Origin of the sequence: Prauserella oleivorans, assembly GCF_042685745.1 — a bacterium.
Lineage (GTDB): Bacteria > Actinomycetota > Actinomycetes > Mycobacteriales > Pseudonocardiaceae > Prauserella_A > Prauserella_A oleivorans.
Window position 1 is genome coordinate 5,066,824 of the sequence record NZ_JBHUNT010000001.1, and the last position, 26,534, is coordinate 5,093,357.

Sequence of the window (26,534 nt, forward strand, 5' to 3'; positions counted from 1 at the left end):
ACCCTTCGAACGCTACTGTCGTCACCGGAAGCGGAGCGCAAGCGCGCCGGCCGGGGGATGACGAACAAGGGGAAGACTCGTGGTTACCGACCTGCTCAACTGGCTACAGAGCCTGCCGCAACCGGCGCTGGTCGGTGCCACGGGACTGCTGGTGTTCCTCGAATGCACCATCGGCCTCGGCTTCCTCGCTCCCGGCGAGTCCGGCCTGCTGATCGCCGCGACCACCGCGACCACCGCGCCGCGGTTCATCATCCTGTGGGTCGTCGTCACCGTGTGCGCCGCGACCGGTGACTCCATCGGCTACGCCATCGGCAGGCGGTTCGGCCCGCGGCTGCGGGACACCAAGCTGATCCAGAAGTACGGCACCGACGCGTGGGACAAGGCCACCGGCATCCTGCAGCGGCGCGGTGCGTGGGCCGTGTTCTTCGCCCGGTTCCTGCCGGTCGTCCGCACGCTGACGCCGGCGGCGGCGGGCACGTCCGGGCTGGCCTACCGCAAGTTCCTGCCCGCGGCCGCCTCCGGTGCCCTGTGCTGGTCGGCGCTGCACATCGGGATCGGCGCCGCTCTCGGTGAGGCCGCCCGCCGCGTCGAGGGCATGCTGAGCACAGGCGGGATGATCGTGGTCGGCGTGCTGGCCGTGGTCGCCGTGATCGCGTTGATCCGCTACAAGCGCAAGAAGGCCGCGGCGGTGCTCACCGACGCGGCGGACGACGATTCGGTCACCCGCCGGAGCTGACCCCTGCGGCGGCTCCCGTGTCGGCCGCCGCGTCGCCGTGTCCGCCGTTGCCGTCACCGTGTCTGCCGTTCCGGTAGCCGTGTCCGCCGCCCGCGTCGCCAGGGGGGCCCGCCGATCTACCTCAGCCAGGTCCGGTCGCTGAAATCCTCCTCGTCGGCATCACCGGCGTCTACTGCTGCTCGCCGGTACGGGCCAGCGAACGCCGGCGAGGTGGAGGTGTCGCGCAGGCTCCGGCGCCCGGATGTGATGTCGTCGACAAGGCTTGTGAACTCGGGATCGTCGACCGAAGTACTCGTTGGCGCTATCGGCGGCGTTGCCCTGCCAGCCTTCGCCGACGGCGGTCAGCTGGGTGGAGACGACGCGGGCGAACTCGTCTTGAACGCGCCGAGGTTCTCCATCGCGACGCCGGCTTTCTGGACCAGTTCCCAGTCCCCGGCGAACTCGCGGGCGACCCATTCGGACGGGTTGACGTCGAAGATCAAGTCGGTGGCCTGGCCGACCCGGTAGGACACGCTGATGTACTGGCTGATGCCGATGACGTTCTCGAGCAGGTCGGGCACCGGGTCGGAGGCCGTCGGATCGGTCAGCACGGTGGCGGGTGAGTCACTCAAGAGCTGCTCACCTCTCGTAGGTCGCGTCGATGCGCGCGGCACTCGGCGTGGTCGGTGTCGTCGTACATGAGCGCCGCCGTGTCGAGCTCCGTGGCCGCCGCACTCTGGACCTGGGCCAAGCGCTGGTAGTTCTCGCTGAGCACGGCCTTGGCGTCGGCGGGCGTTCCCGTTCGCCCTCGGTGGCCTCGGCCGCCTCACCGGTGCCCGGGCCTGCTCCGACGGCACCGCCGTGGAGATCACCGGGCCGAGCCCCGCCTTCACCGCCGGCCTGCCACCGGCGAACGGGTAGTCGCATCATGGACGGCATGGACTCCGCCGAGGACCTGACGCGCGCTCGTGACCTGGTGGCCGCCTCGCGCCGAATCGTCGCCATGACCGGCGCGGGGATCTCCACCGACTCCGGCATCCCCGACTTTCGCGGGCCCAACGGAGTGTGGACGAAGGACCCGGCCGCCGAGAAGCTCTCCAACCTGCAGGCCTACGTCAGCAGCAAGGAGGTCCGCGAGCAGAGCTGGCGCAACCGCACCGGGCACCCGGCGTGGCAGGCGCGGCCGAACGCCGCCCACCAGGCCTTCGTCGACCTCGAACGCACCGGCCGGCTGTCCGCGATCATCACGCAGAACATCGACGAGCTGCACCAGAAGGCGGGCTCGGACCCGGATCTGGTGATCGAGCTGCACGGCACCATGTTCCAGACCGTCTGCCTGGACTGCGACGACCGCCGCGACATGCAGGAGGCGCTGGCGCGCGTGCGCGCGGGCGAGACCGACCCGCCCTGCAGCGAGTGCGGCGGGATCCTGAAGTCGGCGACGATCTCGTTCGGCCAGGCGCTCGACGTCGACGTGCTGGAGCGGGCGCGGGTCGCGGCGGTGTCGTGCGACCTGATGCTCGTGGCGGGCAGCTCGCTTACCGTCCACCCCGCGGCCGGGCTGGTCGGGCTCGCGGCGAGCGCGGGCGCCGCGGTGATCGTGTGCAACGCCTCGCCGACGCCCTACGACGACCAGGCCGCGGTGGTGTTGCGTGGGCCGTTGGCCGAGGTCCTGCCGGCATTGGTGTGACCGGCGCCGGGGTGCAGGGTGAGCCCCGGCCCCCAACGTCCGGGGCTCACCCTGGCGGTGCCCGCACGAAACCGACGATCCCCCGCAGCCGACGGGTTCGCATTCATGAGGTCACCCAGAGTGACCGACACGGTTCGTCGCACGCACTCGCGGCGCTGACGCGGTCGCTGCCCCCATCCCCGGTCACCCGCCGAACTGCCACGCTGGGTAGTCGAAAGCCTCATCGAAGGCACCAGTAACGTCTACCTGGTTGCTCTCCGTAACACCAGTCGTGAGCGCCCAACCTCACCTGTTTGGACCAGTCCTCGTCACGGACTGTGCTTGCTCGGTGAGACGACGGTGAGGATGCTGCCTCGCGTCCACCACCGCCAGCGCCAGTGCGGCGAGGGTGAAGCAGACCGAGCAGAGCATCGCCGCCGCCAGCGCCACCCGGTAGTCCTCGTCCGAGGCGGACACGCCCGCGTGGAACACCGAGCCCAGCACGGCGACCCCGAGGGCCGTGCCCAGCCGCTGACCGGTCTGCAGGGCACCACCGGCGACCCCGGCCATACGGGTGGGCACGCTATCGAGCGTGAGCGTGGTGTTGGGTGAGATCACCATGCCGCCGCCGACCCCGGCGAGAAGCAACGGACCGGCGACCGCGTACCCGATCGCCGACTCGGGAACCAGCGGGACGAGCAGCGCGACCAGTCCCAGCCCGCAGGCCACCAGACAGAGCCCGGTGACCGTGACGCGGCGACCCCAGCGCGCCACGGCCCGCCCGGCGATGGCCGCCGACACCGCCGAGCCGAGCGCGAACGGCGTCACCAGCAGGCCCGACTCCAGCGGCGAGTAGCCGAGTCCCCGTTGGAAGAACATCGCGAACACCAGCCACATACCGGCGAACCCGCAGAAGTAGGTCGCGCCGATGGCCGCGCCCAGGGCGTAGCCCGGCGTCCGCGTGTAGAGCCGCGGATCGAGCAGCGGCACACAGTCCTTGCGCAGCACGCGCAGCTCCCAGCGCACGAAGACGAACCCGAACACCAGCGCCAGTGGGAAGAGCCACCAGAGCGCGCTCAGCCCACCCTGCTCCGACTGCACGAGCGGCAACAGCAGACCCAGCACGGTGAGCCCGAGCAACACCATGCCGGGGAAGTCGAGCTGGGACCGCAGCGTGCCCCGCCGCGCGGGTGCTCGCGGCAGCAACCTGGACGCGAGCACCAGCGCGAGCAGCCCGATCGGCACGTTGACGTAGAAGACCCATCGCCAGCCGTTGTCGGCGCCGAACCCGGAGATGATCAACCCGCCGAGCACCGGCCCCACCGCCGTCGAGATCCCGACCGTGGCACCGAACAAGCCGAACGCCCTGCCGCGCTCGGCGCCGCGGAACAGTTCCTGGATCAGCCCGGTGTTCTGCGGGGTGAGCATGCCCGCCGCGGCGCCCTGCAGCAGCCGGGCGCCGACGAGCATCGTCTCGTCGACGCTGGCGCCGGCGACCGCGCTCGTGGCGATGAACGCCGACAACGCGATGAGGAACATCCGCCTGCGCCCCAGCGCGTCGCCGAGCCGCCCGCCCGTGACGAGTACGAGCCCGAAGGTCAGCGCGTAGCCGGACACCACCCACTGCGTCCCGGCGACCGAGGCGCCGAGCCCGGTCTGGATCGACGGCAGCGCCACGTTGACGATGCTGACGTCGAGCAACGACATGAAACCGGCGGTGAGGGTGACGGCGAGTGCCCGCCAGCGGCGCGGGTCGGGCTCGTCGGTGTCCGGCTGGCTCACTCGTCCACGGTAGGCACCGGCCCCGCGCCTTCGCCGGGCAGCCCGGCGAAGGCGCGGGGCACACTGCCTAGGAACTGGCCGTGATGCCCGGTATGCCCTTGAGTTCGCCGATCAGCATCGAGCTGACCTTCACCGGATAGTCGTACAGCGCGAACACGGTTTCCCGCTGCCTGCCGAGCAGCTTCAGCCGCACGGGGGTGTCACCGCGGTGGGCCTGCAGGGTCTGCTTGAGCTCGGTGACGACGCCGTGGTTGAGCTTCTCCGCGGAGGCCACCAGCATCAGCGGCGGCTCCTCGTCACCGGGCCCCACATCGCTGAGGTCCAGCGGCACGAGACCGCCGCCGAACACCGACATCTTGTCGTCACGCCAGTTGACGCGGCCCTTGACCACGACGGCGTTGTCCTCCACCAGGTCGGCCGCGAACAACGCGTAGGACTTCGGGAAGAACAGCACCTCCAGCGAGGCGTCCATGTCCTCGACCACGCAGATCGCCCATGGCTCGCCCTTTTTGTTCACCCGCCGCTCGACCGACGTGAGCAGACCGGCGATCTCGATCTCGCCCTCCTTGGGCGGGTCGGCCAAGATGGCCGCGATCGGCCGCTTGGCGTGCTTGCGCAGGATCCGCTCGGCGCCGTCCAGCGGGTGTGCCGACACGTACAGGCCGAGCATCTCGCGCTCGTAGGCGAGCTTCTGCTTGCGCGGGTACTCCTCCTCGCCGAACTTCAGGTGCGCCAGCGGCGACGAGGCCGACACCGATGCCGCGTCGTCGGCACCGCCCCCGCCGAAGAGGTCGAACTGGCCCATCGCCTCCTGCCGCTTGAGCGGCACGACGGCTTCCACGGCGTCCTCGTGCACCTGCACCATCGACAGCCTGGTGTTGCCGAGCGAGTCGAACGCACCGGCCTTGATCAACGACTCCAGCACGCGCTTGTTGCAGACCACGAGCTCGGACTTGTCGAGGAAGTCGGTGAACGAGGAGTACTTACCCTTCTCCTCGCGCGTCTTGATGATCGAGTCGACGACGTTCGCCCCGACGTTGCGGACCGCGCCCAGGCCGAAGCGGATGTCGTCGCCGACCGCGGCGAACCGCTGGCCGGACTCGTTGACGTCCGGGGGCAGCACCTTCACGCCCAGCCTGCGGCACTCGGACAGGTACACGGCGGACTTGTCCTTGTTGTCGCCGACCGAGGTGAGCAGCGCCGCCATGTACTCGGCGGGATAGTTCGCCTTGAGGTAGGCGGTCCAGTACGACACCAGGCCGTACCCGGCGGCGTGGCTCTTGTTGAAGGCGTACCCGGCGAAGGGAAGGATGGTGTCCCACAGTGCCTGGATGGCCTCGTCCGAGAACCCGTTGGCCTTCATCCCGGCGTGGAAGCCCTCGAACTCCTTCTCCAGGACTTCCTTCTTCTTCTTGCCCATCGCCCGCCGCAGCACGTCCGCGCGGCCCATCGAGTAGCCGGCGACCGTCCGGGCGATCTGCATGATCTGCTCCTGATAGACGATCAGGCCGTACGTCTCGGCCAGGATGTCCTTCAGGGGCTCCTCGAGCTCCGGATGGATCGGCTTGATCTCCTGCCGGCCGTTCTTGCGGTCGGCGTAGTCGTTGTGGGCGTTCATGCCCATCGGGCCGGGCCGGTACAGGGCCAGCACGGCGACGATGTCCTCGAAGCCGGTCGGCTGCATCCGGCGCAGCAGGTCGCGCATCGCGCCGCCGTCGAGCTGGAACACGCCGAGCGTGTCGCCACGGCCCAGCAGCTTGTACGCCTCCGGGTCGTCGAGACCGAGGCGGTCGAGGTCGATCTCCTCGCCGCGGTTGGCCTTGATGTTGTCGATGGCGTCGCCGATGACCGTGAGGTTGCGCAGGCCCAGGAAGTCCATCTTCAACAGGCCGATGGCCTCACACGACGGGTAGTCCCAGCCGGTGATGATCGAGCCGTCGTCCCGCTGCCAGAGCGGGATCGTGTCGATCAACGGCTCGCTCGACATGATGACCGCGCACGCGTGCACACCCGCGTTGCGGATCAGGCCCTCCAGACCGCGCGCGGTCTCGAAGATCGTCTTGACCTCGTCGTCGGTCTCGATCAGCGAGCGCACCTCGGCGGCCTCGCCGTACCGCTCGTGCTCCGGGTCGACGATCCCCGACAGCGGAATGTCCTTCGCCATGATCGGCGGCGGCAGCGCCTTGGAGATCCGGTCGGCGATCGAGTAGCCGGGCTGGCCGAAGTGCACCCGCGCGGCGTCCTTGATGGCGGCCTTGGTCTTGATGGTGCCGAAGGTGATCACCTGGGCGACCTTGTCGGCGCCGTACTTCTCGGTGGCGTACCGGACCATCTCGCCACGCCGCCGGTCGTCGAAGTCGATGTCGATGTCCGGCATCGACTCGCGCTCGGGGTTGAGGAACCGCTCGAACAGCAGGTTCTGCGGGATCGGGTCCAGGTTGGTGATACCGAGCGCGTACGCCACCAGCGCGCCCGCGGCCGACCCACGCCCGGGGCCGACGCGAATGCCCACGCTGCGCGCGTAGTTGCAGAGGTCCGCCACGACGAGGAAGTACGCGGGGAAACCCTTCTGGGCGATGACGCCGAGCTCCATCTCGGCCCGCTCGACGTAGCCGTCCGGGATGCCGTCCGGGAATCGCCACTCGAGGCCCTTCATCACCTCGTGGTGCAGCCAGCTGGCCTCGTCGTAGCCCTCCGGCACGTCGAACTTCGGCATCCGGTCGCGGTGGGCGTACACGTCCTCGTAGGACTGCACGCGCTCGGCGATCAGCAACGTCGCGTCGGCCGCGCCCGGCACCTCGGCGTCCCAGTACTCGCGCATCTCGGCCGCGGACTTGAGGTAGTAGCCGTCGCCGTCGAACTTGAACCGGTTCGGGTCGGACAGCGTCTTGCCCGACTGGACGCACAGCAGCGCCGAGTGCGAGTCGGCCTGGTCCTTGGTGACGTAGTGGGAGTCGTTGGTGGCCAGCGGCGTGAGGTTCAGCTTGCGGCCGATCTCCAGCAGGCCTTGCCGCACGGAGCGCTCGATGGGCAGACCGTGGTCCATCAGCTCCAGGAAGAAGTTGTCCGGCCCGAAGATGTCGCGGTAGTCGGCGGCGGCCTGCAATGCCTTGTCGGCCTGTCCCAGCCGCAGCCGCGTCTGCACCTCGCCGGACGGGCAGCCGGTGGTGGCGATGATCCCCTCGGCGTTCTCGGCGATCAGCTCGCGGTCCATTCGGGGCTTGCGGTAGTAGCCCTGGATGCTCGCCAGCGACGACAGCTTGAACAGGTTCCGCAGGCCGGTGGCGTTCTCGGCGAGCATCGTCATGTGCGTGTAGGCACCGCCACCCGAGACGTCGCCGCCCTCGCCGTACTCGTCGGCGCCGCGCTGACTGCTCTGCCCCCAGAACACCGGCTTCTTGTGGAACCGGCTCTCCGGCGCGATGTAGGCCTCGATGCCGATGATCGGCTTGATGCCCGCCTTCTTCGCCTGCTGGTAGAACTCGTCGGCGCCGTACATGTTGCCGTGGTCGGTCATGCCGACGGCGGGCATCTCCAGCCGGGACGCCTCCGCGAACAGCGGAGCGATCTTCGCCGCACCATCGAGCATCGAGTACTCGGTGTGCACATGCAGGTGGACGAAGGAATCGTTCGGCACCGGCGAAAACCTCCCCTTGGTCGCCCGACGGCGAGACCCGCGATCTCCAGGCTCCCTACCCTAAACCGCGGCTCCGACAGAACCCGAGCAGACGTGCCGCGCCGGCGCGAGTTCGCATGCGCTACGGCCGAGCCCGGCCGTCAGCACCTCCGTCAGGACGCCCGGATCGGCACCCGTCTCCCCCGGCGGGGAGCACCGGAACCGAGCCACCGGCGGGTGAACCCGGCGCGCAGGAGCTGCCCGGGGTGGGATTCCGGAGCCATGACGAGGTCACCGGCCCGGGTCCGAGCCGGACGGCGTTGTCACCGCCGTCCACCGGCAGTGGTTCACTGCACCCATGACACGTGACGAGGCGCTCGAGCTGCGGTACGCGGTGGGCTCGGACGTCGGCCGGCGGCGCAGCGCGAACGAGGACTCCGCCTACGCGACCCCGCGGCTGCTCGCCGTCGCCGACGGGATGGGCGGGCACGCCGCGGGCGAGGTGGCCAGCGCGATCGCCATCGAGGCGATCGCCGCGCTGGACGACCGGCTGACCGACGCGGGGACCGGGACGTTCGATCCGCGCTCGGAGCTCGCGTCCGCCATCGCCGAGGCCGCCGCCAAGCTCAGCCAGCGGGTCGAGGCCGATCCCGACCTGGCGGGCATGGGCACCACGCTCACCGCGATGCTGTGGGACGGCGGCGCGACGTTCGGGCTCGCGCACATCGGCGACTCCCGCGGCTACCTGCTGCGGGACGGCGAGCTGACACAGCTGACGCGGGACCACACGATGGTCCAGACCCTCGTCGACGAAGGCAAGCTCCCCGCCGAGCTCGCCGCGCGCCACCCGAGCCGCTCTGTACTGGTCAAGGCGCTCCTGGCCGGGCAGCCCGCCGAGCCGGACCTGACGCTGCACACCGGCAGGCCCGGCGACCGGTACCTGCTGTGCTCGGACGGGCTCACCGACGTCGCCGAGCCCGAGGAGATCCGCGAGGTGCTCTCGTCGGCCGACGCCCCCGCCGACGCCGTCCAGCGGCTCATCGACCGGGCCAACGAGGGCGGCGGACCCGACAACATCACCTGCGTGGTGGCCTACCTCGACGGCTGAGCGACCGTCAGGTGGCGGCGCCGCGGCGACGCCAGAGCCTGCGTGGCGACGCCTGCCCACGGCCGGCCGCGGCGTCCATCCCCTCGCCCGGCCGCATACCCGCGGTACCCGCCGTGTCGGTGGTCTGCACGATCTTCTTGCGCGCCGGCATCACCGCGATCAGCAGGCCGACCAGCGCGGTACCGAGGTGCAGCCAGTTGTCCGGGTTGTTGATGTTGAGCGGGTTGCCCAGACCGGACACCGGATTGCTCGAGAAGACCCCGGTGATCGCCAGGCCCCAGACGAACAGCAGGCCGAAGCCGATGAAGAGCAGCCAGCCGTACGTGCGCGCCATGCTCGAGTTGAGCGCCATCAGCACGCCGAGCACACCGACCACCAGGTTCACGATGTTGTGCAGCGGGTTGATGCCGAACACCAGCAGTGTGCTGTGATCGGTGCCGGTGAAGTCGCCGAACCCGGTCAGCACGAACCCGATGATGCCGAGTGCGAGGTAGACGAGCCCGACCAGTCCGGCCAGCAGCTGCACGGGCTGCATACCTGCCCGGCGGACCCGCGTTTCGGTCCCACGATCCATGTCCGTCTCCCTAGCTGGGCGTAGTGGACATCACAGTCGTAGGGATTGCCGCTGGAGATCGATCGAAACCGGCTCGATCGCCTGCCCGCGCTACGGTCGGCCCGTGGCGCTGGGTGTCTGCCTCCTTTTCGACGGGCGATCCGAGCGCGCCCTGCGCGATCTGTGGGCGCGCCTGGAGACGGTCGGCGTGCCGACGCTGTCCTCGCACACCCACGGCAGGCATCACCCGCACCTGTCCTACGTCGTCCTGCTCGACTGGGATCTCGACGCCGTCCGGACCGCCGTCGAGTCGCTGGCCGACCGTGGACCGTTCGAGCTCACGTTCGACGCCGTCGCCGCCTTCCGGCGCGGCCGCGTGGCGCTGGCACCTGCCGTGCACGCGGACCTCGTCCCCCGGCAGCAGGCCGTGGTCGACGCGGTCCGGGCCACGGGGGCGCTCGTGCACAAGCACTACGAGATCGGCCGCTGGCTCCCGCACTCCTCCCTGGTGACGCGGGCGCGCACGGACCTCCTGCCCGCGGTGGCCGCGGCGGTGTACGAGGTGCTCCCGCTGACCGTCACCGTCACCAGGGCGGCGCTCATCGACAGCGCCACGGGTGAGCTGTGGCGCCTGGACACGCTGCCGTGACTCAGCTCAGGCAGACGACGGGGACGCGGTGCACGAGGTTGTTGGCGAAGCCGCCGCGGTTCCACGCGCCGTCGTCGGGCTGGGTGTTGCCCTCGGCATCGCACGCCCGGACGGCCAGCGTGTGCTGGCCGGGGGTGGCCTCCCAGGTGGCGTGCCAGCGCCGCCATGCCCAGCGGTGCCCGCCGTCGGGGTCGAGGACGGCAGGCGAGAACGTCCGGCCGTCGTCGGTGCTCACCTCGACCGCGGTCAGCGGCGCCCGCCCGGACCACGCCCGCCCCGTGAGCTCCACCCGGCCGGGCCGCACCACGCGCCGGCGGGTCTGGAAGTCGGGGAAGCCCGGTGGCACGAGCAGTGCCCTCGGCAGGATCCGCGAGACCGGCTCGCCGGGCTCGTCCGCGGACTGCCGGGTGCGGTAGGCCACGGCGTTCTGGAACCCGCGGAACGGGGTGTCGACCACCTCGATCGAGGTCAGCCACTTGACGTGCGCCATGCCGTACCAGCCCGGCACCACCAGGCGCAGCGGGAAGCCGTGCTGGGGCGGCAGCGGGGCACCGTTCATCGCGTAGGCGAGCAGGACCTCATCCCGCAGCGCGTCGCCGAGGGGCAGGCCGCGCTGGTAGTCCTGTTCGACCCCGCGCTCGACGCCGTGGTCCGCGCCGGTGAAGACGACCTCCACGGCGCCGGCGTCCACCCCGGCCTTCTCCAGCACGGACCGCAGCGGCACGCCCGTCCACTCCGCGGTGCCGACGGCCTCCACCAGCCACGGCTGGCTGACCGGGCGCGGCCGCAGCAGCGCCCGCCCGTTGCCCGCGCACTCCATGGTCACGCGCACCGTGGTCGCCGGGCGCGCACGCAGGTCGTCGAGGGACAACTCCAGCGAGGTCCCGACCCGTCCGGTGACGGCGAGCCGCCAGTCCGCCGGATCGAGGTCCGGGATGTCGTAGTGGACGAGCAGGTAGTGCAGTCCGGGCGGGGTCACGTCGTGGCGGAGTGCCTCGAGCGGCAGGCCGTGGTTGCGGGCGGCGAGAGCGAGTTCCTCCATGGTGATGCCCTCGTCGTCACCCGCGAGCCGGGCGGGGAGGCTGACGTCGGCGAGCTGTGGGTCCATCAGGTCAGCATGCGCGTCCCGGCCCGCTCAGTCGACCTCCGACAGCGGCGCGCTCCAGGTGTCGCACGCGTCCACGGTGCCGCCGGTGAAGCCGGCCCTGGCCCAGCGCAGCTGCGTACGACTGGAGCCGTGGGTGTCGCTGTCCACCCAGTTACGGAAATCCTCCACGGCGGCCTCGGCGTCGGCATGCCCGATCGAGCCGCGCCCGCCCACGCTCGCGAGGAACAGTCCGGCGAAACAGTTGGCCTGCAGCTCCACGCGCCTGCCGAGTTCGCGGTCGGGTGGGCTGCCGGGCGCGTGCCGGGAAAGCTCCCGGTTGACCATGTCGAGGATGCCGCTCAACTTCTGCACGTGGTGGCCGTACTCGTGCGCCAGCGTCGCCACGTGCGCCTCGGTGACGAGGCCGAGCGAGTCGAGCACACGCCCGCGCGGCAGGTAGATCGTGTTGTCGACGTCGCAGTAGAGCCCGGTCGCCCGGTGAGCCGGCGGCAGCGCGCCGCACCGCGTGGTGGGATCGTCCGCCAACTCGACCGCGACCGGCGTGAACGGGGCACCGATCCGCCGCAGCACGGGCCGCCACGCGGCGTCGAGGCACCGGACCTCGGCCTCGTAGAACGCCCGCAGCTCGGTACGGGTACCGCCGAGCACGGGCAGGTCGCAACCGACCGGAGCGGGTCCGACACCGGCCGTGTGCAGCCGGTTGTCCGCCACGCCGGGAGACGCGGCGCCGTCATGCGGTTGCTCCGCCCTCGGTGGGGCGGATGCGCCGCCTGCACCGTCCGGTCCCGCGCTGCCGGGCAACCCGGTCGCCACGAACACGGCCAGCCCGGCGAGTGCGGCTCCGACGGCCAGGGGAACGCCACGCAGCCATCGGGAGCGACGGCGTGGCGACGCGGGCGAGTCGGCAGGCTGCGGGTCGAGCGTGGCCAGCGGGAGGTCCTCGAGGTAGGGCCGCGAAAAACCGGGCGCCCCCACCGGACGCCCGGGTTCGTCACCAGCTACATCCACGACAGACCTCTGCTCGGCGTCCGGAAAACCAGACAGAGAATAGTCCGGACCGGCACCGGGCGGTGCGGCGACACGGGAATCCGCGAGCCGGGACACCGATCGAGTCGGTGGGCGCAGCAGGGTTCGAACCTGCGACCCCCTGCTTGTAAGACATCACCCGTCGAGCGACGTGCATGACCAGGGTTTTCCCTGTTCGGTCGCGAGCAACGTGCCCACAGTTATCGGGTCACTGGCACCGCGCACGCCGTCCTAGTTGAGACGGCCCCGGCGCGGTGACTCCACCACCTGCCGGGGCCTTGATCGGAAGAAGAGGTTCCGACCCATGGCCGAGTCTAGAGAGCACGTCACGCGTGCCCGCGAGTTCCTGCGGATGGCGCTGCAGCTGTCCGAGTTGTCCCAGCAGTTCGCCAATCGTGCCACCGCCGAGCTTGAGCTGGCCGAAGTCGAGCGCGAGGTGGTGAGGGAGCTCGCACCGGCCGCGCTGGCCGATGTGGAGTCCGTCGAGCGGTACCTCGCCGAGCCAGGCTCGTGCTCGACGGTTGACAGATTTCTGTCACCTGACGAGCGGAGATCGCGCTGCACCGTGTCGTATGAGGGCCGATGAGCCGCGCGTGGATCACGTGGACAGGGCTGGCGGTGGTGGCTGCGGCGGCCGCGGTGCTGTCGTTCGATGCGCTGCGGCAACTCGCGGTGCTGGCCGGGACACCGGCCGGGTTGGCGTGGCTGCTGCCGGTGACGGTCGACGCGGCCGCGCTGGTGGCCACCCGGTTGTGGCTGGCCGGTGCCGAGGGTGCGCGCCGGTTCGCTCGCACGCTGGCGCTGTCGATGATCGGGCTGTCGGTGGCCGGTAACGCCACCTCGCACGAGCTGGTGGCGTATCAGGTGGTGCCGCCGTGGTGGGCGGTGGTGGCGGTGGCCGCGGTGCCGCCGGCGGTGCTCGGCGCGGTGGCGCACCTCGCCGCCCTGGCCGTGCCGGGCGCATTGTCGTTCCCTCCTTGCAAGGAGGGAACCACGGCGAATCAAGCCTCGGGCCGCCCGGTTGAAAGGTCCTCCTTGCAAGGAGGACCTTTCAACCGTGATGAGGCTGGGCGCATCTCCAGTTCCTCCTTAAAAGGAGGAACTGGAGAGCCAAGCCTCGACCGTGGAGCTGGCGAACGCAGCGACCTGGTTGCCGGGCAGTCGACCACCACCCTGGTGGACCGTGCCCGGTACCTGGTGGCGGCTGGTGAGGCCGAGGGCGTGAAGGTCGGCCGCGGTCGGCTGGCTCGCGAGCTGGGTGTCAGCGAGAACCAGGCGCGGCGGTTGCTCGAGCAGCTGGCGGCCGAGCGGCGTCCGGCGCTGCGGGTGGCAGGCGGTGAGGCGCGATGAGCGTGGAGCGCTACCAGCCGCGCGAGGTGGAGCGCACCGTGCTGGACGCCGAGGTGGTGCCCACGCCACCGGCTCGCCGGGTGGTCCAGGCCACCGCCCGCCTCGTCCGGGACGAGCGGACCCGGAAGGCTGGCAAGGGCCTGGCGCGGCACCTGCTGTACATACCGGCCGGGGTCGGGGTGGTGGCGCGCCGCTGGTGGGATGCGCACTCGGTGTCCCGCTACGAGCGGCAGATGCGTGCCGCCGAAGCCGCTGGCGACCAGGAGGCGTTGCGGTACTGGCTGGAGGCCGAGACCGGGGAGAAGCAGCGGCGGCACGTCCGGGTCATGGACTGGGTACAGGCGCCGATCCACCTGGCGAAGGCCGCCGGCATGATCCTGCTCGCCGTCGCCGGGCTGCTGTTGGCGCTCGGCGCGGTGCTGGCGGTGGCATCGAAGGATGCGACGCTGCTGGTCGAGCCGATCGGCGCCGCCATTGACGCCGTGGTGTGGAGCTGGTGGTTCGCCACCGCGTACGGGACGGTGCTGGTGACCGGTGTCATCGCGTTGGCGACGCTCTACTTGTGGGACCAGGGCCGCCGCTACTCGTCGTGGCGGCCGTCGTGGACGCGCACCAGCGACGACGCCGTGGAGGATGTGGCGATCGACGAGAGCACCATCGCCCGGGCATTGGACGCGCTGCGTATCCCGCAGATCTCCAGCCACCTCAAGCAGGGGTTGCCGCTGCAGTTCCTCGTCCCCGCCCGAGTCGATGGGCGAGGAACACATGCTGTGGTGCGCCTCCCCGCTGGGGTTACGGCCGAGCGGATCGCGCGACGCCGGGCCGACCTCGCCACTGGTCTGCACCGGCTCGCCAAAGAGGTATGGCCCACCACCGGCGCCGAAGCCGGGATTCTGGACCTGTGGGTCGCCGACAAGGGCGCACTGGAATCCGGGGCCGGGCCGTATCCGCTGCTCGACGGGGCCGAGGTGGACGTGTTCAAGGGCGTGCCGTTCGGCCGCACGCTGCGCGGGGAGCCCATCGTCGCCCCGCTCATGGAGCGCAACACCATCACCGGCGGCATGCCCGGACAGGGCAAGTCGTCGGCGGCCCGGGTCATCATGGCCGGCGCCGCGCTGGACCCCACCGTCGAGCTGCGCATCTGGATCCCGGACGCCAACTTCGACTTTGAGGCGTTCCGCCCGCGCTGCTCCCGCTACGTGATGGGCGCTGAGGACGAACGCATCGCCGAGATCCTCGCCGACCTGCAGGCGCTGCACGCCGAGGTCCAGCGCCGGGGCGAGCTGCTCATCCGGCACGGCGAGCCCGCGGTCACCCGCAAACTGGCCTCGAAGGGCATCGGCCTGCACCCGCTGGTGTGCCTACTCGAGGAGGCACACGTCGCGATCCAGCACCGGGCGCACGGCAAGGAGATCTCCCAGCTGCTCGTGGACATCGTGCGACTCGGCCGCAAGCGCGGCATCCACATGCTGGTCTCCACCCAGGCCCCGACCAAGGACTCGATGCCCCGCGACGTGACCCGCAACTGCTCCAACGGCATCGCGTTCGCGGTCGGTGACCACGTGGCCAATGACGCGCTGCTCGGCCAGGGCGCCTACGCCGCCGGCCACCGGGCAACCGAGCTGATCCCCGGAACCGACCGCGGCACGGCCGTCGTGAAGGGCTTCACCGGCGAGCGCTCGGACATCGTGCAGGTCTACTTCCTCGACGTGTCCAAGGGCAACGACGAGGTGTCACCGATCATCGCTCGGGCCGTCGAGGCGATGCGGGCACCCACCGAGGCCGAGGCCGGCGAGCTGCCGACCCTGCTCGACGACATCGCCGAGGTCATGGTCGACGAGGTGGAGAAGGCCGCCCAGGTCGCCGCCCGGCTCCGGGACCGGCCCGGCTACTCCGAGCGGTTCACCGGCTCCTTGCTCGTCGACCGGCTGCACCGGGAGCACGGCATCCCCGTGCGCCGCCTCAAGGGCAACATCGTCGTCCGCCTCGCGGATATCCACGCCGCGCAAGGAGGCAACGACACGTGATCCGGTGCCTCGGCGGGCGGTCGACTCACCCCGCCCGCCGAGGCACCCCCGCCAGGTTTCCGCACGTCAACCGAGGTGGCTGAACAGGGTGACCGGCGGGGTGGAGATCCACCCCGCCCGGCGCCACCCACCCCAACGGCCACCCCCGTCACCCCTGGGAGGAAACATGACCGATCTCGTTGCCGCGGTGCTCGTCGCCGCCTTGATCTACGGCACCTCGCTGGCCATCTGGCCCTATACGGCGTGTGGCCGCTGCTCCGGCGCCGGCAAGCGACGCTCACCGTCCGGCAAGGCATGGCGGCCCTGCCCACGCTGCGGCGGCACCGGCCGCAAGGAACGCCTCGGCAGGCGCCTACTGAGGTGACCACAGCGGCGAGAACAACGAACCCTCCGCCCCGACACACGCGGCGGAGGGTTCCTCGCGTCTACGGCCTGTTCAGCCCCGGATTGTCGCTACAGGCCGGTAGAGTGATCCTCGGATGTAGTCGATGCCTGCTCCGTAGCGCACAGAAGGCCCCCGGCATTGCCGGGGGCCTTCTTGCTGCCTGGGACTTACCCGCCCGTCTTCGCGCGCCGAGCGCGTTCCAGCGACGACACCGCCGCAGGCTGGTGTACACCACGCAGCTGCCGCCGCTGCGGCCGCCGGCCATGCTCGTCCGGTAGTCGCAGCGCCGCCACCAGGCGGGCCAGCAACGCCGACTGCTGTCGCACCTCCACCAGCACCGGGTGCGTCTTTCCGTCCAGCACCGGCGGCACCTCCGCAGCCATCCGCTCGAGCAACTCCACCCGATCCGCCGTGCGACAGGCAGACAACGCGACCTCGCGGCGAGGATCACGCTCGTCGGCAAGCTCCGTGTCCTGCTCGAGCAGCGACGCCCACAGGCGCCGGCCCCGTTCCTGTAGTTCCATCGTGCTTCCTTCCTCGCGCGCGCGGGATGCGTTCAGGTGCCTGGACTGCGAGGCACCTCCCCGGCGGTCCCTGTGCCCGGCGGGGCGGGGGTCACCCCCCACCCCTAGCGCACGGTGCGCCACTGCCGCCGGTCGAGGCTGCGCCGCTGGTGTTCGCTGAGCGCATCCTCGCGCTTGACCTTGCTCGCGGTGCTGATGCGTTCGATGCGCTGCTGTGCCTCATCGACGGTTGCTGCGAGGGACAGGCTGCAGCCGGTGTAGCGGCCGCGGACTACCTCGAGCAGGGCGAGTCGGGGGTCGGTGTTGTAGTCGTCGACCAGGCGGCCAACGGCCTTGAGTAGCTCGAGCTCGTCGGGGTTGTTGAGGTAGCCGGTGGTGAGGCCATCGGTGATGTAGGGACCGCAGACGGGCACGTCGACGACGGCGACGCATTGGCTGCCGCTGCGGGTGGTGCCGTCCTGGCGGAGGTGGACGGGGACGACGGCACCGATGCGCTGGATGGTGTCGAGGGCCTGGCGCGCCTGGTGGTAGGCCGACCCGGCGTTGCTGTCGAGCACGGCCTGGGGGTCGAGCGCGGCGGCTCCCTCGGGGAGTTCGGCTCCGGCCTTGGCGAGGGTGTCGGTGGCCTGGGTGAACACGGGGGCGAGGCGTTCGAGCACATCGGGGAGCGCGGCGAGAACGGCGCTGCTGCGACGGCGCTCGAGCAGGGTCCGCAGGCCGTTGCCGTTGGCGGCGCGGAGGGCCTCGCCTCGTGCTTTCTCGGTGGCGAGGGTGTCGAGCAGCGCGGGCAGCTCGTTGGGCTCGGCATCGGCGAGGCTGCGGGCGATCTCGGTATCGGTGAGCGGTTCGGGAAGGTCGCGGAGGGTGTCGAGCAGCTTCTCGAATTCGGCGAGCTCGGGCGGCAGGTGCCGATGCTTCTCGGGCAGCAGCGTGAGCGCGGCCTTGATGGCGGGGAGCTTGCCGGCGGGCGGGAGTGTGATCTGCATTAGAGGGTCTCCTGGTTCTGTTCGAGTTGGGCGAACGCCTCGTCGAAGGCGGCCGCTACCTGGTGGGCCTTGTCTCGCTTTTCGAGCTGGGCGAGCTTGACGCGGTGTTCGCGTTCGAGGCGTTCCCACTCGATTTGCTGGGCGCGAGCGTCGAAGAGCGGTTGGAACTCGGCGGCGAGGTCGTTGAGGGTGTTGCCGCGGAGCGGCGTGGGGTCGGTCACTGGTCGTCCTCCTGGGTTGAGGTTTTGCGGAGTGTGGCGGCGACGAGGCCGCAGCACGCGGCGGCGAGTGCGAGGGTGGCGAGGTTGAGCAGGGTCACGAGGGTCACGGGTTCACCTCCCCCCGGGGAAGAGGCTGTCGAGGCCGATCTCGACGGCGCTGGCGAGGAGGCCGGCGCAGTCGACGGCGTGGGCGACGAACGGCTCCACGGTGCCGTGCTCGACGAGGAGCGCGGGGCCACCTCCGCAAGATGCGCAACGCTCGAGGTCGCGGAGCTCTGCGGTGATGGCCGCGACTTCCTCCTCGTCGGTGATGGCGAACGGACCGGTCATGCGGGCTTCCTTTCGGACAGTTCTGACACGGGTCCGTAGACACCGCGCCTGAGCTTGCTGATGACGGCGTGGGGTTCGCCTGCGCAGCGTCCGCACGTCACGAGCGGGTCGGCCCCGTCCTCGGGCGGGTAGATCAGCACGGCCGTGTGGCAGTACCGGCAGGGCCGGTACTCGGTGCCGTTCGCGGGCAGGGTCACTGGTCCTCCTACTGGGTCTGCGAAATAAGCGAAGTTGCGAACTATGGGCTTGACCTGCGGAAACGTCGGGGACTTAATTCGGCGAACTGCGAACTTGCGAACTAAGCCGCGCGCGTTTGTGCAGGTCAGCGGGTTAGTTCGCAAGTTCGCTTTTTTCGCCAGGGTCACTGGTCCTCCTGTTCTGTGGCGTGTTCCCCGTTCCCCACACCGGGGGTGGGGAACATGGGAACGCTGTTCCCGCCGGTTGTTCCCTGTTCCCCGGGAACACCTCGGGAACGTTGGGAACACGGCGAAGGGAGCGCCGAAGGGAGCGAAGGGAGCGGGTGCTCTGCCCTTGCGCTCTTCGCTCCCTTCGTGCGCTCTTCGGTGTGCAGTCGGCTCAGTTGGCTCAGGCAGTGAGCCTTGAGCCAACTGGACTGACTGGGCTGGCATCGCGGACCATTTCCGCAGGTCACACCCAGTCGGCTCAGTCGGCTCAGTCGGCTCAACCCGACAGGCAGTGAGCCCACTGCGCTGACTGCCGGAACGCCACTCATGCCGACCCCCCGGGGTCGACTGTCCATACGGTCGTTCGGGGGAAACCGACTGACTCGTGACGAACCCTCGCCTTGTCCTTCGCGCGCTTGATCGTGGCTTCGCTGAACCCTGCGGCGCGGCCTGCCTTGAAGATGTCCTTCCGGGACGCCGAACCGCCTTGCTCGACGAGGTAGTCCTGTAGCCACGCGGCCGCCTCGTCACGCTCCGTGCGGTCGATTGGCGCCGCGGATTCCTGATCGAGCAGGTCGCGAATGTGGGTGTCGACCTCACCGAGCGGCACGAACCGGCCCACGTCGGTGGGGCCGTCCGGGGTGTCGACAAGCGCGGGTTCCACCCGGTAACGGATGCTCGGCAATCCCTGCGGAGCGATGTTGGTCTTGATCAGCGACATCACGCAGGAGTCGTCGTCGGCGTCGCGGTCCCGGGCGAAGCCGATAGCGGAACGCACGACCTGACCGAACTCGGCCGAACCGGCGATCATGTGCAGCGGGTCCGCTCCGGCGCTCTTGCGGAAGTGAGCGACGCCCACGACAGCGATGTTCAAGTCCTGCGCGAGCCGGGACACGGGTTCGAGGTAGCGGCGCACGACGCCCTGCTTCACCAGGTCGGCACCGGCCATGGTCGACAGCAGAGCGTCCAGCACGATCAGCCGCGCTCCGGTGGCCTCGACCTCCGCCCGCAGCTCGTCGAGGTCGACGGCGAGCGACACCACGGCTTCGGTGCCGTCGACGCTCTCGGCGTAGAGCTGGTGCACCATGTCGAGGTCGGCACCGGATGCCACGAACCGCGGCGCGAGGGTGTAGCTCCATGAGTCCTCGGTGCCGAGGTACAGCACGGGCGAGGGCTGGCCGTACAGCTCCCCAGGGAGACGACCACGGGACAACTCTGCGGCCAACCACACCGCGGCTTGGCTCTTGCCGATACCGGCGTGACCGACCCACAGCGTCAACTCACCGAGCGGCACCCGGCTGTCCCACAGCCATGTCCGACGCTTGAGCGGAATGCTCGACACCGGCCGCGAACGGACACGGCGGGGCCGGGCGTTCCCCTGTTCCCCGTCCTCACTGTGGGGAACGGGGAACGCTGCAATGTTGGTCACGCGGCCCCCCTGTTCAGTCCGTGTCGGCGCTCGAACGCGGCAAGCGATGCCTGCGCACGCTGCCGGATCTGGGCAGGGGTGAGCGCGGGCCGGTCGTAGGTGTGGCGCCGCCGCTCGAGCTCGGCGTAGGTGGGCGCCGAGGCGATGGCCCGCCAGTCGGCGAGGCTGGCCATTGCCGCGGTGCTCGCAGAGAGGTCACGACGCTCGCGCCACTCGCGCCACTCGGCGAGCAGGTCGCGGATGTGCTCGGACTGCCACAGCTGCCGCCAGCACTCGGCATCGGTGACCAGTGCGGCGTACTCGGCGCGGGTCAGGGTCACCAGGTCGTCAGTCATGCCGACCACCCCCGGCATGGAACAGCCGGGACAGCCGCAGCGCGTACGGCCGGCCACAGCCAGCCTTGCGCGCGGTGAGCAGCTCGCCCACCGAGTCGCCGTAGTGGCTGTGGCTGCCGTTGCAGTGAGGACAGCGGGCCACGACGACGAGCCAGCGGCGACGGTTGCCCGCAGGTTCGTAGGCGTCGGCGGAGGCAATGCGGGTAGGGCGGCGGGTAGACTCTCGCTCGGACTTGGTTCGCGTCTCGTCCGTGCTGAGAGCCCCCGCATCTGCCCGGCGGGGGCTCTTCGCGTTCATGCCGCGTCGCCTCCCCGGGCTGTGCGAGCAGCGCGGGCGGCTGCACGAGCACGAGACGAGCGGTACGCCAATCGGGTGTAGTACTCCCTGCGAGCGTGCTCGGCCCGCTTGGCGCGTTCCGTTGGGGCAAGTTCCCCATTGGGGTCAACTTGCCGCTCGAAGCGTGCGAGCGACGCGGCCGTCGCCGGCGCGGTGTTGGTCTTGCCCTGCCGGTGCATGGCCTCGGCTGCGAGTCTGGCGCGCAGACTCCGCTGCTCCGGCGTGAGGGACTTGGAGGCTGCCATAATGAGCCTGCCCTTCTGGGCACACGTGTGCCCGGGTGGGGTGGTGGCCCGGCCCCCGTCGTAGTTTGGCCGCTAGCGGGGGTTCGGGTCCTTTAATTTTCTGTCGAGCGGAAATCTACGTAACAGCGTGCTTGTCCACCATTTCGACACGCGGCGCGGCGAAGGCTTTTCAGATCACACCACCTCTGTTTTCCCTGGTCAGAGTCGGGTGTAGGTACATTCGAGCCAGGAAAGCGCGCTTCTCTTCCGCATTGCACCTACACTTTCTCGGAATTGCGTCCGACCGTTTCACAGTTGGTCACCCAAACCCAGGCGCCGGTGCGCTTCCCGGGCACGCTCGTCAGCCTTCGAGGCGCCGTAACGGCGCAGCATCTGCGGGCTGCGCCAGCCCATGAGCCGCATGAGGTCGGTCTCGTTCCCGCCGGCGGCCAGCCACTTGTGCGCGGCGGTGTGCCGGAACTGGTGGGCGTGCAGGTTCGGCAGCGGCGGAGTGAGCGCACGGCCGCGGCGACGCAGCATGAGCTTGATGCCGTTGTCGGTCATCGGCGGCCGGTTCTTGTCGGCGAGCCACAGCTCGCGCCGCTCCGCGTGCCGATGCTTGGCACGTTCGCGCAGGTAGCGCGACAGCGCGAGCGAGGTCTTGGCGCCGATCGGGAGCACCCGCGGCCGTCGGCCCTTACCGAGCACGGTCACCTCGTCGCGGTCGAGGTCGATGTCGTCCAGGGTGAGACCGGCGACCTCGGACAACCGGCCACCGGTGTCGATGAGCAGGCGGATGATTGCCGTGTCGCGGCGGCTGATGAGGTCGCGGCCGTCGCACTGTTTGAGCAGCGCCTTGATGGTCTCGACAGGGAGCACGTCGACCGGGGCCTCGGGCACGTGCGGCGGCTTCATGTGCTCCATCGGCGAGCGCTCGACTTCACCCTCGACGACGAGGAACTTCCAGAACTGCTGCACCGACCGGTAGCGGACGTTTGCGGTGGACGGCGAGCGCGTCTCGATCAGGTGCGCCATCCACTCGCCAAGGTCGTGGCGGGTCACCTCACCGGGCTCGCCGAGGCGGCCCTGCTCCTCGAGCCACGACACCATGGCCTCGGCCGAGGTGAGGTAGGTGTCGATCGTTCGAGGGGCCTTGTTCTCGGCCCGCAGCACCTTGCCGAAGTCACGGACCAAGGCGTCCCATTGCGCACGCATGGGACGCAAGTTATCGTGTCGCTGTGCGACGTGCAAGTGAGCCGAATGAGGGGCTGACCCGGATTCCTCCTGGTCAGCCCCTCATCGGTGGGCGCAGCAGGGTTCGAACCTGCGACCCCCTGCTTGTAAGGCAGGTGCTCTTCCGCTGAGCTATGCGCCCCAGGGCGGCACCGGGATGACCCCCGGCACCGCCTCGAGCCGGTCAGGCCAGTTCCGAGACGGCCTTCTTCCACGCGTTCTGGTCGCGCGGCTCGCCGGGCTGGTTGACCTCGGCGAAGCGCACGACGCCCTCCTTGTCGATCAGGAAGGTGCCGCGGACGGCCAGACCCGCCTGGTCGTTGAACACGCCGTACTTCTTCGCCACCTCGCCGTGCGGCCAGAAGTCCGACAGCAGCGGGAACTGGTAGCCCTGCTGCTCGGCCCACGCCTTGAGCGAGAACGGCGTGTCCACCGAGACACCGAGGATCTGCACGCCCTCGTTGTCGTACTCGGCGAACTCGTCCCGCAACTGGCAGAGCTCACCCTGGCAGATGCCGCTGAAAGCGAACGGGTAAAAGACCAGCAGCACCGGCTTGTCCCCGCGGAACGACGACAGGGTGACGTCCTGCTTGTTGTAGTCCTTGAGCGTGAAGTCCGGGGCTTGCGAACCGACCTCGACCGCCATACAGAGCTTCCTCTCCCGCGTGGTCGTCCGGTCCGGGAAGGGACCGCGTGTGCCCGACAACCCTATCGCGGGCCCGACCACGTCACACGCGGCCACCTGAGCGCTACCGGCGTGATTTGGACCTCGGCACGAGCCTGGTCGCGGCCCACACGTCGCCGACGCTGAGGTTGGACGTCTGGGACAGCCCCACGGTGGGCACCGCCTCGGCGATCTCGCTCGGTTCGACATGGCCGGGCTGGCCGGTCTTGGGCGTCAGCACCCAGATCACACCGTTCTCGTCGAGCGGCGCCCGCGCGTCCACCAGGGCGTCGCCGAGATCCCCGTCGCCGTCCCGCCACCAGAGCAGCACCACGTCGATGACTTCGTCGGCCTCCTCATCGAGCAGCTCGGCACCGATGTGCTCCTCGATGGCAGCTCGCAGGTCGTCGTCGACGTCCTCGTCCCAGCCAATCTCCTGGACCACCATGTCCGGCTTGATCCCAAGCCTCTCGGCGACGCTGTGCTGATCAGCGTCTCCCGCGGCGACCACGACTTCACTCCTCCAACGACAACGGTGTGCGGGCCTGCCACCCCGGCCTGCCCGGCACTTCTTACACGGATGGGGCTAGCGAACACTGACGACGCCTGCGGCGCAACCGTCCACACCGGAGCACCTGCTCGCCCGTGCCCAGGATCGCATGCGGAAACGCCCGGTCACACCCGGGCCGATCGGCCCGCGCGCCCCTGCGAGCGACCCGTCTGAACTAGGGTGGGAGGGAAGCCCGACCTGGGGCTTCAGCTGGCCGAACGCCGCGCACGCCGCGTCCCGCACATTACCGTTCAGTAGCGGTGTCCCGGGCTCGCGAATGCGACGACGATGGGCAGAACACAGGCATCAACGAAGCGACAATCGGCGAGGAGATCCCTTGGCCCCCCAGAACGACAAGGCCGGGCGCGACAGCACCTCCGGCCAGGGAGCCCCGGCGCGCGTCCATGTCATCCGCAACGGACTGGCAGCGCACCTGCCCGACATCGACCCCGAGGAGACGGCCGAATGGCTGGACTCCTTCGACGCCGCACTGGCGACGGGCGGTCAGCGGCGCGCACGGTATCTGTTGCTGAGGGTGCTGGAACGCGCCCGCGAACGCAACGTCGGCGTGGCTCCACTCACCACGACGGACTACGTCAACACCATTCCCACGGAGAACGAGCCGTGGTTCCCCGGTGACGAGGAGATCGAGCGCCGTTACCGCGCGTACATCCGGTGGAACGCGGCGATCATGGTGCACCGGGCCCAGCGGCCCGGCGTCGGTGTCGGTGGCCACATCTCCACCTACGCGTCGTCGGCGGCGCTGTACGAGGTGGGCTTCAACCACTTCTTCCGCGGCAAGGACCACTCCGGGGGCGGCGACCACGTCTTCATCCAGGGCCACGCCTCCCCCGGCATCTACGCGCGGGCCTATCTGGAGGGCCGGCTGACCGCCGACCAGCTGGACGGGTTCCGCCAGGAGTTCTCGCACGCCGGCGAGGGCGGTGGGCTCCCGTCGTACCCGCACCCGCGGCTGATGCCCGAGTTCTGGGAGTACCCGACGGTGTCGATGGGCCTCGGTCCGATGAACGCCGTCTACCAGGCGCGGTTCAACCGCTACCTGCACGCGCGTGGCATCAAGGACACCAGCGACCAGCACGTGTGGGCGTTCCTCGGCGACGGCGAGATGGACGAGCCGGAGTCGCGTGGCCTCATCCACGTGGCCGCGGGCGAGGGCCTGGACAACCTCACGTTCGTGATCAACTGCAACCTGCAGCGGCTCGACGGCCCCGTGCGCGGCAACGGCAAGATCATCCAGGAGCTGGAGGCATACTTCCGCGGCGCGGGCTGGAACGTCATCAAGGTGATCTGGGGCCGCGAGTGGGACGCGCTGCTGCACGCCGACCGCGACGGCGCACTGGTCAACCTGATGAACACCACGCCGGACGGCGACTTCCAGACCTACAAGGCCAACGACGGCGCCTACGTCCGCGAGCACTTCTTCGGCCGCGACCCGCGGACGAAGGAGATGGTCAAGCACCTCTCCGACGCCGACATCTGGAACCTCAAGCGCGGCGGCCACGACTACCGCAAGGTGTACGCCGCGTACAAGGCCGCCCTGGAGCACCACGGCCAGCCGACGGTGATCCTGGCGCACACGATCAAGGGCTACGGCCTCGGCCCGGCGTTCGAGGGCCGCAACGCCACGCACCAGATGAAGAAGCTGACGCTGGACGACCTCAAGCTGTTCCGCGACGCCCAGCGCATCCCGATCAGCGACGAGGAGCTGGAGCGCGACCCGAAGCTGCCGCCGTACTACCACCCGGGTGAGGACTCGCCCGAGATCGAGTACATGATCGGCCGCCGCAAGGCGCTCGGCGGATTCCTGCCGGAGCGGCGTGCGGCGCGGGCGAAGCCGCTGGTGCTGCCCGGCGACAAGGTGTACGAGGCCGTGCGCAAGGGCTCCGGCAAGCAGGAAGTCGCCACGACGATGGCGTTCGTCCGGCTCGTGCGCGAGCTGGCCAAGGACGCCGAGATCGGCAACCGGATCGTGCCGATCATCCCGGACGAGGCGCGCACGTTCGGCCTCGACTCGATGTTCCCGACGGCGAAGATCTACAACCCGCACGGGCAGACCTACACCTCCGTCGACGCGCAGCTGATGTTGGCCTACAAGGAGTCCGAGCAGGGCCAGCTGCTGCACGAGGGCATCAACGAAGCGGGCTCGACGGCGTCGTTCACCGCGGTCGGCACGTCGTACGCCACGCACGGCGAACCGATGATCCCGATCTACATCTTCTACTCGATGTTCGGGTTCCAGCGCACCGGTGACGGGCTGTACGCGGCCGCCGACCAGATGGCGCGCGGCTTCGTGCTCGGTGCCACCGCGGGCCGTACGACGCTGACCGGCGAGGGCCTGCAGCACGCGGACGGCCATTCGATCCTGCTGGCGGCCACCAACCCGGCGGCGGTGACGTACGACCCGGCGTGGTCGTTCGAGATCGCCCACATCGTGCGGGACGGCCTGCACCGGATGTACGGCGAGACCGGCCCGGACGGTAACGGCGAGAACGTCTTCTACTACATCACCGTCTACAACGAGCCGTACCAGCAGCCGGCCGAGCCGGAGAACCTGGACGTCGAGGGCCTGCTCAAGGGCCTGTACCGCTATGCGGCGGCTCCGGAGGGTGACGGCCCCGAGGCGCAGATCCTGGTCTCGGGTGTGACCATGCCGGATGCGCTCAAGGCGCAGCAGATGCTCGCCGAGGAGTGGGGCGTGCGGGCGGCCGTGTGGTCGGCGACGTCGTGGACGGAGCTGCGCCGGGAGGCCGTCGAGGTGGACCGGTACAACTTCCTGCACCCGGACGAGGAGGCACGGGTTCCGTACGTGACGCGGACGCTGCGCGACGCCACCGGCCCGGTACTCGCCGTGTCCGACTGGATGCGTGCCGTGCCCGACCTCATCCGTCCCTGGGTGCCGACGGACATGCTGACGCTCGGCACGGACGGGTTCGGCTTCTCCGACACCCGGCCCGCAGCGCGGCGGCATTTCCTGGTGGACGCCGAGTCGATCACCGTCGGCGTGCTGACGGCGCTCGCCAGGCGCGGCGAGGTCGACCAGGCGACCGTCGCCAAGGCTGCCCGGAAGTACCGGATCGACGACGTCTCCGCGGCTGGGCCGCAGACGTCCGACTCCGGCGTCGCCTGAGCTCCCGCGACGAGGCCCCGGCGTGCCGTCCCCTTCCGCCGGAAGGGAACGCGCGCCGGGGCTTTCCCGGGCCGAGGTGTCCGCTGTGGACGTCGTGAGCCGGACGGCGCTGCGCTCTCCGGCAAGCCCATTCCCACGCCTCACCGGCCCTTCCGCCGACT

The 26,534-nt window shown here is 70.0% G+C and carries 26 protein-coding genes and 1 tRNA gene; 9 read left to right on the plus strand and 18 right to left on the minus strand.

Annotated features, from left to right (window positions below; all coding sequences use genetic code 11):
• Nucleotides 1-79: 79 nt before the first annotated feature.
• On the plus strand, nucleotides 80-736 hold the full coding sequence (locus tag ACFSZT_RS24945; protein WP_377385036.1) for a DedA family protein: 657 nt from the start codon (nucleotides 80-82) through the stop codon (nucleotides 734-736).
• A 341-nt stretch (nucleotides 737-1,077) separates the two neighbouring features.
• Here ACFSZT_RS24945 and ACFSZT_RS24950 read toward each other — a convergent pair whose 3' ends face one another.
• A complete protein-coding gene (locus tag ACFSZT_RS24950) occupies nucleotides 1,078-1,347 on the minus strand; it encodes a hypothetical protein (protein ID WP_377385035.1) in 270 nt (89 codons plus the stop codon).
• 305 nt (nucleotides 1,348-1,652) lie between these two features.
• On the opposite strand from ACFSZT_RS24950, the gene ACFSZT_RS24955 reads away from it, so the two are divergent.
• Nucleotides 1,653-2,405 (plus strand): SIR2 family NAD-dependent protein deacylase, encoded by a 753-nt coding sequence (locus ACFSZT_RS24955; RefSeq protein WP_377385033.1) that lies wholly within the window; start codon nucleotides 1,653-1,655, stop codon nucleotides 2,403-2,405.
• A 285-nt stretch (nucleotides 2,406-2,690) separates the two neighbouring features.
• On the opposite strand, the gene ACFSZT_RS24960 is transcribed toward ACFSZT_RS24955, so the two are convergent.
• Together ACFSZT_RS24960 and dnaE are read right to left on the minus strand one after the other, a co-directional pair.
• Complete coding sequence (locus ACFSZT_RS24960) at nucleotides 2,691-4,166, minus strand: MFS transporter (protein ID WP_377385032.1); 1,476 nt, start codon at nucleotides 4,164-4,166, stop codon at nucleotides 2,691-2,693.
• A gap of 67 nt (nucleotides 4,167-4,233) precedes the next feature.
• Entirely contained in the window at nucleotides 4,234-7,803 is a 3,570-nt protein-coding gene (gene dnaE, locus ACFSZT_RS24965; RefSeq protein WP_377385030.1) for a DNA polymerase III subunit alpha, read from the minus strand.
• A 337-nt stretch (nucleotides 7,804-8,140) separates the two neighbouring features.
• Here dnaE and ACFSZT_RS24970 point away from each other — a divergent pair, with 337 nt between their 5' ends.
• Nucleotides 8,141-8,890, plus strand: coding sequence for a PP2C family protein-serine/threonine phosphatase (locus ACFSZT_RS24970; protein WP_377385028.1), 750 nt, complete (start codon nucleotides 8,141-8,143; stop codon nucleotides 8,888-8,890).
• A gap of 7 nt (nucleotides 8,891-8,897) precedes the next feature.
• On the opposite strand, the gene ACFSZT_RS24975 is transcribed toward ACFSZT_RS24970, so the two are convergent.
• A complete protein-coding gene (locus ACFSZT_RS24975) occupies nucleotides 8,898-9,464 on the minus strand; it encodes a DUF4383 domain-containing protein (RefSeq protein ID WP_377385026.1) in 567 nt (188 codons plus the stop codon).
• A 103-nt stretch (nucleotides 9,465-9,567) separates the two neighbouring features.
• Between ACFSZT_RS24975 and ACFSZT_RS24980 the strand changes: the two genes are divergently transcribed.
• A complete protein-coding gene (locus ACFSZT_RS24980) occupies nucleotides 9,568-10,092 on the plus strand; it encodes a 2'-5' RNA ligase family protein (RefSeq protein WP_377385024.1) in 525 nt (174 codons plus the stop codon).
• Between the two features lies 1 nt (nucleotide 10,093).
• On the opposite strand, the gene ACFSZT_RS24985 is transcribed toward ACFSZT_RS24980, so the two are convergent.
• Together ACFSZT_RS24985 and ACFSZT_RS24990 are read right to left on the minus strand one after the other, a co-directional pair.
• Nucleotides 10,094-11,200, minus strand: a complete 1,107-nt coding sequence (locus ACFSZT_RS24985) for a sulfite oxidase (protein ID WP_377385023.1) — start codon at nucleotides 11,198-11,200, stop codon at nucleotides 10,094-10,096.
• A 27-nt stretch (nucleotides 11,201-11,227) separates the two neighbouring features.
• Complete coding sequence (locus ACFSZT_RS24990) at nucleotides 11,228-12,208, minus strand: neutral zinc metallopeptidase (RefSeq protein ID WP_377385022.1); 981 nt, start codon at nucleotides 12,206-12,208, stop codon at nucleotides 11,228-11,230.
• 322 nt (nucleotides 12,209-12,530) lie between these two features.
• On the opposite strand from ACFSZT_RS24990, the gene ACFSZT_RS24995 reads away from it, so the two are divergent.
• The 4 genes from ACFSZT_RS24995 (at nucleotide 12,531) to ACFSZT_RS25010 (ending at nucleotide 15,967) form a co-directional block, all read left to right on the plus strand.
• A complete protein-coding gene (locus tag ACFSZT_RS24995; protein ID WP_377385020.1) occupies nucleotides 12,531-12,812 on the plus strand; it encodes a hypothetical protein in 282 nt (93 codons plus the stop codon).
• The gene (locus tag ACFSZT_RS25000) at nucleotides 12,809-13,576 is read left to right on the plus strand and encodes a DUF2637 domain-containing protein (protein ID WP_377385019.1); all 768 of its coding nucleotides are present in this window, start codon (nucleotides 12,809-12,811) and stop codon (nucleotides 13,574-13,576) included. Before ACFSZT_RS24995 ends, ACFSZT_RS25000 begins: the two co-directional genes overlap by 4 nt.
• Nucleotides 13,573-15,603, plus strand: a complete 2,031-nt coding sequence (locus ACFSZT_RS25005) for a cell division protein FtsK (RefSeq protein ID WP_377385018.1) — start codon at nucleotides 13,573-13,575, stop codon at nucleotides 15,601-15,603. The genes ACFSZT_RS25000 and ACFSZT_RS25005 overlap by 4 nt, the downstream gene beginning before the upstream one ends.
• A gap of 166 nt (nucleotides 15,604-15,769) precedes the next feature.
• Nucleotides 15,770-15,967: a hypothetical protein gene (locus ACFSZT_RS25010; protein WP_377385017.1), complete on the plus strand. Its 198-nt coding sequence runs from the start codon at nucleotides 15,770-15,772 to the stop codon at nucleotides 15,965-15,967.
• A gap of 188 nt (nucleotides 15,968-16,155) precedes the next feature.
• Here the strand turns inward: ACFSZT_RS25010 and ACFSZT_RS25015 are convergent, their stop codons facing one another.
• From ACFSZT_RS25015 to ACFSZT_RS25070, 12 genes are all read right to left on the minus strand, one after another.
• Nucleotides 16,156-16,512 carry a hypothetical protein gene (locus ACFSZT_RS25015; RefSeq protein WP_377385016.1) on the minus strand — a complete coding sequence of 119 codons (357 nt, stop codon included), beginning with the start codon at nucleotides 16,510-16,512 and terminating at the stop codon, nucleotides 16,156-16,158.
• Nucleotides 16,513-16,616: 104 nt separating this feature from the next.
• Nucleotides 16,617-17,498 (minus strand): hypothetical protein, encoded by an 882-nt coding sequence (locus ACFSZT_RS25020; protein WP_377385015.1) that lies wholly within the window; start codon nucleotides 17,496-17,498, stop codon nucleotides 16,617-16,619.
• Nucleotides 17,498-17,719, minus strand: coding sequence for a hypothetical protein (locus tag ACFSZT_RS25025; protein ID WP_377385013.1), 222 nt, complete (start codon nucleotides 17,717-17,719; stop codon nucleotides 17,498-17,500). Before ACFSZT_RS25025 ends, ACFSZT_RS25020 begins: the two co-directional genes overlap by 1 nt.
• Before the next feature lie 111 nt (nucleotides 17,720-17,830).
• On the minus strand, nucleotides 17,831-18,049 hold the full coding sequence (locus ACFSZT_RS25030; protein WP_377385011.1) for a hypothetical protein: 219 nt from the start codon (nucleotides 18,047-18,049) through the stop codon (nucleotides 17,831-17,833).
• A complete protein-coding gene (locus tag ACFSZT_RS25035) occupies nucleotides 18,046-18,246 on the minus strand; it encodes a hypothetical protein (protein ID WP_377385010.1) in 201 nt (66 codons plus the stop codon). Before ACFSZT_RS25035 ends, ACFSZT_RS25030 begins: the two co-directional genes overlap by 4 nt.
• A 532-nt stretch (nucleotides 18,247-18,778) precedes the next feature.
• Nucleotides 18,779-19,882 (minus strand): AAA family ATPase, encoded by a 1,104-nt coding sequence (locus tag ACFSZT_RS25040; protein ID WP_377385009.1) that lies wholly within the window; start codon nucleotides 19,880-19,882, stop codon nucleotides 18,779-18,781.
• Nucleotides 19,879-20,217: a hypothetical protein gene (locus tag ACFSZT_RS25045; RefSeq protein WP_377385007.1), complete on the minus strand. Its 339-nt coding sequence runs from the start codon at nucleotides 20,215-20,217 to the stop codon at nucleotides 19,879-19,881. Before ACFSZT_RS25045 ends, ACFSZT_RS25040 begins: the two co-directional genes overlap by 4 nt.
• Complete coding sequence (locus ACFSZT_RS25050) at nucleotides 20,210-20,515, minus strand: hypothetical protein (protein WP_377385006.1); 306 nt, start codon at nucleotides 20,513-20,515, stop codon at nucleotides 20,210-20,212. The genes ACFSZT_RS25045 and ACFSZT_RS25050 overlap by 8 nt, the downstream gene beginning before the upstream one ends.
• Before the next feature lie 572 nt (nucleotides 20,516-21,087).
• A complete protein-coding gene (locus ACFSZT_RS25055) occupies nucleotides 21,088-21,993 on the minus strand; it encodes a tyrosine-type recombinase/integrase (RefSeq protein WP_377385004.1) in 906 nt (301 codons plus the stop codon).
• A gap of 88 nt (nucleotides 21,994-22,081) precedes the next feature.
• Nucleotides 22,082-22,153, minus strand: a tRNA-Val gene (locus tag ACFSZT_RS25060).
• A gap of 42 nt (nucleotides 22,154-22,195) precedes the next feature.
• Nucleotides 22,196-22,657, minus strand: a complete 462-nt coding sequence (locus ACFSZT_RS25065; RefSeq protein WP_377385003.1) for a peroxiredoxin — start codon at nucleotides 22,655-22,657, stop codon at nucleotides 22,196-22,198.
• Nucleotides 22,658-22,760: 103 nt separating this feature from the next.
• A complete protein-coding gene (locus tag ACFSZT_RS25070; RefSeq protein ID WP_377385002.1) occupies nucleotides 22,761-23,186 on the minus strand; it encodes a DUF3052 domain-containing protein in 426 nt (141 codons plus the stop codon).
• Between the two features lie 376 nt (nucleotides 23,187-23,562).
• On the opposite strand from ACFSZT_RS25070, the gene aceE reads away from it, so the two are divergent.
• Complete coding sequence (gene aceE / locus ACFSZT_RS25075) at nucleotides 23,563-26,373, plus strand: pyruvate dehydrogenase (acetyl-transferring), homodimeric type (RefSeq protein WP_377385000.1); 2,811 nt, start codon at nucleotides 23,563-23,565, stop codon at nucleotides 26,371-26,373.
• Nucleotides 26,374-26,534 lie beyond the last annotated feature (161 nt).

Coding starts and splice junctions, on each gene's coding strand:
- ACFSZT_RS25010 (WP_377385017.1), top strand. CDS start 15,770: ATGACCGATCTCGTTGCCGCGGTGCTCGTCGCCGCCTTGATCTACGGC.
- ACFSZT_RS24985 (WP_377385023.1), bottom strand. CDS start 11,200: ATGGACCCACAGCTCGCCGACGTCAGCCTCCCCGCCCGGCTCGCGGGT.
- ACFSZT_RS25065 (WP_377385003.1), bottom strand. CDS start 22,657: ATGGCGGTCGAGGTCGGTTCGCAAGCCCCGGACTTCACGCTCAAGGAC.
- ACFSZT_RS24975 (WP_377385026.1), bottom strand. CDS start 9,464: ATGGATCGTGGGACCGAAACGCGGGTCCGCCGGGCAGGTATGCAGCCC.
- ACFSZT_RS24995 (WP_377385020.1), top strand. CDS start 12,531: ATGGCCGAGTCTAGAGAGCACGTCACGCGTGCCCGCGAGTTCCTGCGG.
- ACFSZT_RS25055 (WP_377385004.1), bottom strand. CDS start 21,993: ATGCGTGCGCAATGGGACGCCTTGGTCCGTGACTTCGGCAAGGTGCTG.
- ACFSZT_RS25050 (WP_377385006.1), bottom strand. CDS start 20,515: ATGAACGCGAAGAGCCCCCGCCGGGCAGATGCGGGGGCTCTCAGCACG.
- ACFSZT_RS25000 (WP_377385019.1), top strand. CDS start 12,809: ATGAGCCGCGCGTGGATCACGTGGACAGGGCTGGCGGTGGTGGCTGCG.
- ACFSZT_RS24970 (WP_377385028.1), top strand. CDS start 8,141: ATGACACGTGACGAGGCGCTCGAGCTGCGGTACGCGGTGGGCTCGGAC.
- ACFSZT_RS24955 (WP_377385033.1), top strand. CDS start 1,653: ATGGACTCCGCCGAGGACCTGACGCGCGCTCGTGACCTGGTGGCCGCC.
- ACFSZT_RS25005 (WP_377385018.1), top strand. CDS start 13,573: ATGAGCGTGGAGCGCTACCAGCCGCGCGAGGTGGAGCGCACCGTGCTG.
- ACFSZT_RS25030 (WP_377385011.1), bottom strand. CDS start 18,049: ATGACCGGTCCGTTCGCCATCACCGACGAGGAGGAAGTCGCGGCCATC.
- ACFSZT_RS25015 (WP_377385016.1), bottom strand. CDS start 16,512: ATGGAACTACAGGAACGGGGCCGGCGCCTGTGGGCGTCGCTGCTCGAG.
- ACFSZT_RS25045 (WP_377385007.1), bottom strand. CDS start 20,217: ATGACTGACGACCTGGTGACCCTGACCCGCGCCGAGTACGCCGCACTG.
- ACFSZT_RS25020 (WP_377385015.1), bottom strand. CDS start 17,498: ATGCAGATCACACTCCCGCCCGCCGGCAAGCTCCCCGCCATCAAGGCC.